Annotated in this window: 4 protein-coding genes and 1 riboswitch; of the genes, 1 reads left to right on the top strand and 3 read right to left on the bottom strand. The window is 72.7% G+C overall.

The genetic code is table 11. The annotated features are described in order from the left end of the window. Positions 1-275: 275 nt before the first annotated feature. The 3 genes from AAHZ94_RS24150 to AAHZ94_RS24140 form a co-directional block, all read right to left on the bottom strand. The gene (locus AAHZ94_RS24150) at positions 276-1,208 is read right to left on the bottom strand and encodes a M23 family metallopeptidase (RefSeq protein WP_349995166.1); all 933 of its coding nucleotides are present in this window, start codon (positions 1,206-1,208) and stop codon (positions 276-278) included. Positions 1,209-1,221: 13 nt separating this feature from the next. Beyond that, positions 1,222-1,383: riboswitch (cyclic di-AMP (ydaO/yuaA leader) on the bottom strand. Positions 1,384-2,231: 848 nt separating this feature from the next. Next, positions 2,232-3,599, bottom strand: coding sequence for a M16 family metallopeptidase (locus AAHZ94_RS24145; protein WP_349995168.1), 1,368 nt, complete (start codon positions 3,597-3,599; stop codon positions 2,232-2,234). A 59-nt stretch (positions 3,600-3,658) separates the two neighbouring features. Then, positions 3,659-5,068 (bottom strand): M16 family metallopeptidase, encoded by a 1,410-nt coding sequence (locus AAHZ94_RS24140; protein ID WP_349995164.1) that lies wholly within the window; start codon positions 5,066-5,068, stop codon positions 3,659-3,661. 215 nt (positions 5,069-5,283) lie between these two features. Here AAHZ94_RS24140 and AAHZ94_RS24135 point away from each other — a divergent pair, with 215 nt between their 5' ends. Beyond that, entirely contained in the window at positions 5,284-7,737 is a 2,454-nt protein-coding gene (locus AAHZ94_RS24135) for a DNA gyrase/topoisomerase IV subunit A (protein ID WP_349995162.1), read from the top strand. Positions 7,738-7,843: the final 106 nt, after the last annotated feature.

Below are 7,843 nucleotides of genomic sequence, written 5' to 3'. Positions count from 1 at the left end.
ACACGCTGGCCGGGGCCCCCGCGGTGCGGGCCGCGGCCCCCCCCCCCCCGCGCGGCCGGGGGGCGGGGGGGGGACCCCCGACGGCCCCGGCGCCCGACGCGGGGGCCTTGACGAGGGGACCGAGGGCCGGGGGGACCGGGGGCCGGGGCCGGGCGGGCCGCTCGCGCGGCATGGGGGCGCCCGGCGGAGCCGCGCGCAAGGGCGCGCACACCGCCACCGTGCCACCGCGTGCGGTGGCCGGCCGTGCGTCCTGGACCAGGTGCTGAATCCAGGTACTAGATGCTGACGCCGTGCGACCTGAGGTAGGCCAGCGGGTCGATGTCCGAGCCGTACTGCGCGGAGGTGCGGGCCTCGAAGTGCAGGTGCGGGGCGGTGGAGTTGCCGGTGCTGCCGGAGATGCCGATCTGCTCGCCCGGCGCCACGGTCTGCCCGACCGAGACGGAGAGGCTGTGCAGGTGGCCGTACTGGGTGTAGGTGCCGTCGTTCATCTTGATGATGACGTTGTTCCCGTACGCGCCGCCCCAGCCGGCCTCGACCACGGTGCCGGCGCCCACGGCGCGCACCGAGGTGCCCGTGTTGGCGTGGAAGTCGATGCCGGTGTGGCTGCCGGAGGACCAGTTGGCGCCGGACGCCTTGTACTGGGTGGAGACGTAGCTGCCCGCGATCGGCGAAACGTAACTGCCGATCGCCGCGCGCTCGGTGGTGCGGGAGGCGCGGCTCTGTCCGGTCTGCTCGGCCTGCTCGGCCTGGCTCGCGCGCTCGCTGGCCTTCTCCTGGGCCTCGCGCTCCGCGGCGGCCTTGGCCTCGGCGGCCTTCTTCGCGGCGGCCTTCTTCTTCGCTTCCTCGGCGGCAGCCTTGCGCTTGGCCTCCGCCGCCTTCTGCTTCACCTCGGCCGCGTGCTTGGCAGCCTGCTGGCGCGCGTCCTCCTCCGCCTGCTGCTGCGCCGCGGCCTGCTCGGCGGCGGTGTACTGGGCGTCGGCCTGGGCACCGATCCTGTCGGCGATGTCGTCATTCAGGGTCACGGCCTGGCGCAGGCCGGTGTCCTGGAGTTCCGGCGACGCATCGGCACCGGAAGCGGCCATCGCGGGCGCCGCGATACCGGCGACGACTCCGGTGGCGGCGAGAGTGGCCATACCCGCCGCGTTCGCACTGCTACGGGCGAAACGGGTGGGGCGACGATGCCGCCCGGTGGCACGGGTGAACGCCATGAGGAGGCGTGCTCCTTTCCTTCCCTCTCGCCTACCGGGTTAGCTGACGGGTTCGGAGCAGGAAGGTCTCCTACGGTCACCACGCCTCGCGAGAGGATGGCGGCCGATTCACCCCAGGGGACTTGGGTCCCCGGCTCCCTCGGCTCGCACCAGAGGGACTCGGCGATGGTTGTCCGGTGCCACGGACGTGGCGGATGCGTGACGAACAACGGCCCTGACGCTAAGCGGGACCACTTTTGATCGGCAAACAGAACCGGCTGTTTGTTGCGCACGCCACACGGCAGATGGGCAGCCTCTCCAGCAAAACAGACATACCGAAAGCCCCTGGATTCCCTCTTGACGCCGCGGCTCCTTAACGCTCCGTCAACAACAGGGGACCCACGCCCCACTCACCCGGGCCCTCGCCCGACGCCCCGCCCGGCCTCTCAAACGGACGCCACGCACTGGCCGCACCGATTCCCAAGCCCCCGTGACGCCTCGTGAGCCCCGGCCGGATGTACGCGGGCGATACGTCCCCGTCCGAGGCCATCCGAGGGAGCTCCACACACCGCGCCGCCCCCATTGCCTCGCGTCCACCCTTCAACGCGCGCGCACGCACACGTGGCGGTCACATGCTCAGGTCCGTCGCCGTGGCCGCCGCGCCACCCGCCCGTGCACGCGTGAAGCGGCTCCACCGGCGCCCCTGCCGTACGAAGCGACACATACGACGGCTCCGTACGACGCGGCTCCGTACGACGCGGCTCCGTACGACGCGGCTCCGTACGACGCAACTCCGTACAACAGCTCTGAACGGCGATTCCGTACGGCACGGCGAATCCGCACGGAGCACCCGTACGACTGGTCCGCACGGCGGGTCTGCACAGCGGGACCTGCGCAGCAGAACCTGCACCGCCGGATCAGGCGGCAGCGCCCGGCCCGGCGACAGGGCATCCCTGCGCGCCCGGGCACGCGACAACCGCACGGGGCCCCGCCCACCCGGGCGCCCGTCGGTCGCGTGCCCGGCCGCCGCCGGGTCGGACGGCGTCAGCCAGAGACCACCCGCACGTCCCCGATACCCAGCGCCTTCACCGGCTCCTCGATGGCCGAGGCGTCGCCGACCAGCACGGTGACCAGCCGGTCCACCGGGAAGGCGTTCACGACGGCCGCGGTCGCCTCGACCGTGCCGGTCTCGGCGAGCCGGCGGTAGAGGTGGGCCTGGAAGTCGTCCGGCAGGTGCTGTTCCACCTGGTCCGCGAGGGTGCCGGCGACCGAGGCCGCCGTCTCGAACTTCAGCGGGGCGATCCCCACCAGGTTCTGCACGGCCACATCGCGCTCGTCGTCCGTGAGCCCCTCGGCGGCCAGCGTGCGCAGCACCTTCCAGGCGTCCTCCAGCGCCGGCCCGGTCACCTCGGTGGCCACCGAACCGCTGATGGCCAGCAGCGAGAGGCCGGAGCCGTCGGCCGTGGAGCGCAGCACCTGGGCGAAGGCCCGCACGCCGTAGGTGTAGCCCTTCTCCTCCCGCAGCACCCGGTCGAGCCGGGAGGTGAGGGTGCCGCCCAGACAGTAGGTGCCCAGCGTCTGCGCCGGCCAGACCCGGTCGTGCCGGTCGGCGCCCCCCCGGCCGATGCGCAGGTGGGTCTGCCCCGCGCCCGGGCGGTCCACGATGACGACCCGTCCGGTGTCGTCTGCGGTGACGGCCGGCACCGGGCGGGCCTGCCCGGCGTCGCCCGTCCAGGCGCCCAGTGTGTCGGCGAGCGCCTCGTCGAGGTCGACGCCGGTGAGGTCGCCGACGACCACGGCGGTGGCCGTCGCGGGCCGTACGTGTGCCGTGTAGAAGGCGCGCACCGCGGCGGCGTCCACGGCCGCCACCGTCTCCTCGGTGCCCTGCCGCGGGCGGGACATCCGCGAGTCGGCCGGGAACAGCTCCTTGGAGAGCGTCATGGCCGCCCGCCGGGCCGGGTTGGCCAGCTCGTGCGGGATCTCGTCCAGCCGGTTGTGCACCAGCCGCTCGACCTCCCCGGCGGGGAAGGCGGGCGTCCGCAGCGCGTCGGCGAGCAGCCCGAGCGCCTTGTGCAGCCGGGAGGCAGGCACCTCAAGCGAGACCCGGACCCCCGGGTGGTCCGCGTACGCGTCCAGGGTCGCTCCGCAGCGCTCAAGCTCGGCGGCGAACTCCTCGGCGGTGTGCCGGTCGGTGCCCTCGGACAGCGCCCGCGCCATGATCGTGGCGACGCCCTCGATGCCCTGCGGCTCGGCCTCAAGCGGCGCGGCGAGGTTGACCTCGACCGCGACCACCTGCTGGCCGGGGCGGTGACAGCGCAGCACGGTCAGGCCGTTGGACAACTGGCCGCGCTCGGGCGCGGGGAACGCCCACGGCTTGGGCTGGCCGGGCTGCGGCTGGGGGTGGAACTGCATGCTCGTCACGGCGGTGTCCGTCGCCTTCGTCTGGGTCGCGGTCGTGGCTGCGGCGTCGCTCACCGGTCGGCCCCTTCCTCGTTGTCCTCGGTCGCTGCGTCGGCCCCGGTGGCCTCGACCACGTCGGTCGGCTCGGTCGGCTCGGCGCCCTCGGCGCTCTCCGCCGGCTCGATCGGCTCGTAGACGAGCACGGCCCGGTTGTCGGGGCGCAGTCGGGCGGCGGCGACGGCCTGCACCTCGGCGGCGGTGATGTCGAGCACCCGGCTCACCGCGGTCAGCGCCAACTGCGGGTCCCCGAACAGCACCGCGTACCGGCACAGTTCGTCGGCCCGGCCGCCGACCGTGGCCAGCCGGTCCAGCCATTCGCGTTCGAGCTGTGCCTGGGCGCGCTCCATCTCCTCCGGGCTCGGGCCATCGGCGGCGAACCTGGCCAGCTCCTCGTCGACGGCCGTCTCGATCGCGGGCACCTCGACGCCGCCCGAGGTCTTGACGTCGAGCCAGCCGAGCGAGGGCGCGCCGGACAGCCGCAGCAGCCCGAAGCCGGCCGCGACGGCCGTGCGGTCGCGCCGCACCAGCCGGTTGTGCAACCGCGAGGACTCGCCGCCGCCGAGCACGGTCAGCGCCAGGTCGGCGGCGTCCGCCTCCCGGGTGCCGTCGTGCGGCAGCCGGTAGGCGGCCATCAGCGCCCGGGCCGGCACCTCCTCGCGCACCTCCTCGCGCACCTGCTCCCCCAGGACGTCGGGGAGCGCGCCGTCGCGCGGCGTGGGCTTGCCGTCGTGCGCCGGGATGGAGCCGAAGTACTTCTCGACCCAGGCCAGCGTCTGCTCCGGGTCGATGTCGCCGACCACGGAGAGCACGGCGTTGTTCGGCGCGTAGTACGTGCGGAAGAACTGCCGGGCGTCCTCCAGCGAGGCCGCGTCCAGATCCGCCATCGAGCCGATGGGCGTGTGGTGGTACGGGTGGCCCTCGGGGTAGACCATCGCGGTCAGGCGCTCGAACGCGGTGCCGTACGGGACGTTGTCGTACCGCTGGCGGCGCTCGTTCTTCACCACGTCCCGCTGGTTCTCCATGCTCTCGTCGTCGAGCGCGGAGAGCAGCGACCCCATGCGGTCTGCTTCCAGCCACAGCGCCAGCTCCACCTGGTGGGCCGGCATGGTCTCGAAGTAGTTGGTGCGCTCGAAGCTCGTGGTGCCGTTGAGGGAGCCGCCGGCGCCCTGCACGAGCTCGAAGTGGCCGTTCCCCTTGACCTGGTGCGAGCCCTGGAACATCAGGTGCTCGAAGAGGTGGGCGAGGCCCGTGCGGCCCTTGACCTCGTGGCGGGAGCCGACGTCGTACCAGAGGCAGACCGCGGCGACCGGGGTCAGGTGGTCCTCGGAGAGCACCACCCGTAGGCCGTTCGCCAGGCGGTGCTCGGTCGCTGTCAGGCCGCCGGAGCCGGCCTGTTGCGTGGCCGTGTGACCCATGGGCATGTACGTCCCTTCGATCGCGCGATCTTTCGCGGGTTGAGCAGTCCTGTCACTGTATGCAACCGGGCTGACATCTGGCGAAGTTCCCGGCGATGTACCCGGCTGTGGGTGGCCCCGGCACCCGCCTGCGGCCGGGTCGCGGTCCGCGTTGTCAGTGCGGCGGTCCACAATGGTCGGCGTCAACACTCGCACCGGCAGGAGAAGGAGCCGCAGCCGCGATGGCCCGCCGCAGCACGAAGACCCCGCCACCGGAGGATTTCGAGGAGCGCATCCTCGACATCGACGTCGTCGATGAAATGCAGGGCTCCTTCCTGGAGTACGCCTACTCGGTGATCTACTCGCGCGCGCTGCCCGACGCCAGGGACGGCCTCAAGCCCGTGCACCGCCGCATCCTCTACCAGATGAACGACATGGGCCTGCGCCCCGAGCGGGGGTACGTGAAGTGCGCCCGGGTCGTCGGCGAGGTGATGGGCAAGCTGCACCCGCACGGCGACGCGTCCATCTACGACGCGCTGGTGCGCATGGCCCAACCCTTCTCGATGCGGCTGCCGCTGGTCGACGGGCACGGCAACTTCGGTTCGCTGGGCAATGACGACCCGCCGGCCGCCATGCGGTACACCGAAGCGCGGATGGCCTCGGCGACCTCGCTGATGACCGAGTCCATCGACGAGGACACGGTCGACTTCACCCCGAACTACGACGGCAGCGAGCAGGAGCCGGTGGCGCTGCCGGCCGCCTATCCGAACCTGCTGGTCAACGGCTCGTCCGGGATCGCGGTCGGCATGGCGACGAACATGCCGCCGCACAACCTCGGCGAGGTCATCGCCGCCGCCCGGCACCTGATCAAGCACCCGGGCGCCGACCTCGACACGCTGATGCGCTTCGTGCCGGGCCCCGACCTGCCGACCGGTGGCCGCATCGTGGGCCTGACCGGCGTGCGCGACGCGTACGAGAGTGGGCGCGGCACGTTCAAGATCCGGGCCACCGTCTCGGTGGAGAGCGTCTCCGCGCGGCGCAAGGGCCTGGTCGTGACGGAGCTGCCGTTCGCGGTCGGCCCGGAGAAGGTCATCGCCAAGATCAAGGACCTGGTCGGGGCGAAGAAGCTCCAGGGCATCGCCGACGTCAAGGACCTCACCGACCGTGAGCACGGGCTGCGGCTGGTCATCGAGGTGAAGAACGGTTTCAACCCGGAAGCCGTCCTTGAGCAGTTGTACAAGCTGACGCCGATGGAGGAGTCCTTCGGCATCAACAACGTCGCACTGGTCGACGGCCAGCCGCTGACGCTCGGCCTCAAGGAACTCCTTGAGGTCTACCTCGACCACCGTTTCACCGTGGTGCGGCGGCGCAGCGAGTTCCGGCGCCGCAAGCGGCAGGACCGGCTGCACCTGGTCGAGGGTCTGCTCACGGCGCTGCTCGACATCGACGAGGTCATCCGGCTCATCAGGTCGAGTGAGAACGCGGCGCAGGCCAAGGAGTCGCTGATGGCCCGGTTCGGGCTGTCGGACACCCAGACCCAGTACATCCTGGACACCCCGCTGCGCCGGCTGACCAAGTTCGACCGGATCGAGCTGGAGGCGGAGCGGGACAAGCTGACCCAGGAGATCGCCGAGCTGACGCGCATCCTGGATTCGGACGCGGAGCTGCGGAAGCTGGTCTCCAACGAACTGGCCGCGGTGGCGAAGAAGTTCGGTACGGAGCGGCGCACGGTGCTCCTGGAGTCGGCGGGCGCCCCGGTGGCGGCGGTTCCGCTGGAGGTCCCCGACGACCCGTGCCGGGTGCTGCTGTCCTCCACGGGGCTGCTCGCGCGGACGGCCACCGGGGAGCCGCCGGTGGACGACGGTGCGACGCACCGCGCCAAGCACGACGTGATCGTCTCCTCGGTGCCGGCGACGGCGCGCGCGGACGTGGGCGTGGTCACCTCCACCGGCCGGCTGCTGCGCATCGCGGTGGTCGATCTGCCGACGCTGCCCGACACGGCATCGGCGCCGAACGTGGCGGGTGGGGCGCCCCTGACGGAGTTCCTCACGCTCACCGAGGGTGAGAGGGTGGTCTGTCTGACCACGCTGGACGAGGCGTCGCCGGGCCTCGCCATCGGCACCGCGCAGGGGGTGGTCAAGCGGGTGGTGCCGGACTATCCGACGAACAAGGGGGAGTTGGACGTCATCGCGTTGCGCGAGGGCGATGCGATCGTGGGCGCGGTGGAGTTGCGTACGGGCGACGAGGACCTGGTCTTCATCACCAGCGACGCCCAGTTGCTGCGCTATCCGGCCGCGCAGGTGCGCCCGCAGGGCCGGGCCGCGGGTGGCATGGCCGGGGTGAAGCTGAGCGCAGGGGCCACGGTGCTCTCGTTCGGCGCGGTCGATCCGGCGGTCGATGCGGTGGTCTTCACGGTGGCCGGGGCGCACGACACGCTCGACGGCTCGGTCCAGACGGCCAAGCTCACCCCGTTCGACCAGTATCCGCGCAAGGGCCGGGCCACCGGTGGGGTGCGCTGCCAGCGGTTCCTGAAGGGCGAGGACTGCCTGGTCATGGCCTGGGCCGGGGCGGCTCCCGCGCGCGCGGCGACCGACGCCGGCGCTCCCGTCCCACTCCCCGAGCCGGACCCGCGCCGCGACGGCTCAGGCGTCCCGCTGGCCAAGCCGATCACGGCGATTGCCGGCCCGGCGTCGTAACGGCGGAGGGGGGGGGGGCGCGCCCCCCCCCCCCCCCCCCCCGGGGGGGGGGGGGGGGGCGGGGGGGGGGGGGGGGCGGGGGGGGGGGGGGGGGGGGGGGGGGGGG

The sequence above is a fragment of the Streptomyces sp. HSW2009 genome, assembly GCF_040240285.1.
Lineage (GTDB): Bacteria > Actinomycetota > Actinomycetes > Streptomycetales > Streptomycetaceae > Streptomyces.
The sequence above is the reverse complement of the archived record's forward strand: the minus strand, read 5'-3'. Positions and strand labels throughout refer to the sequence as shown.

Excerpts from the sequence above, each read along its gene's own strand:
- AAHZ94_RS24150 (WP_349995166.1), bottom strand. The coding sequence starts at position 1,208 with ATGGCGTTCACCCGTGCCACCGGGCGGCATCGTCGCCCCACCCGTTTC.
- AAHZ94_RS24145 (WP_349995168.1), bottom strand. The coding sequence starts at position 3,599 with ATGCAGTTCCACCCCCAGCCGCAGCCCGGCCAGCCCAAGCCGTGGGCG.
- AAHZ94_RS24140 (WP_349995164.1), bottom strand. The coding sequence starts at position 5,068 with ATGCCCATGGGTCACACGGCCACGCAACAGGCCGGCTCCGGCGGCCTG.
- AAHZ94_RS24135 (WP_349995162.1), top strand. The coding sequence starts at position 5,284 with ATGGCCCGCCGCAGCACGAAGACCCCGCCACCGGAGGATTTCGAGGAG.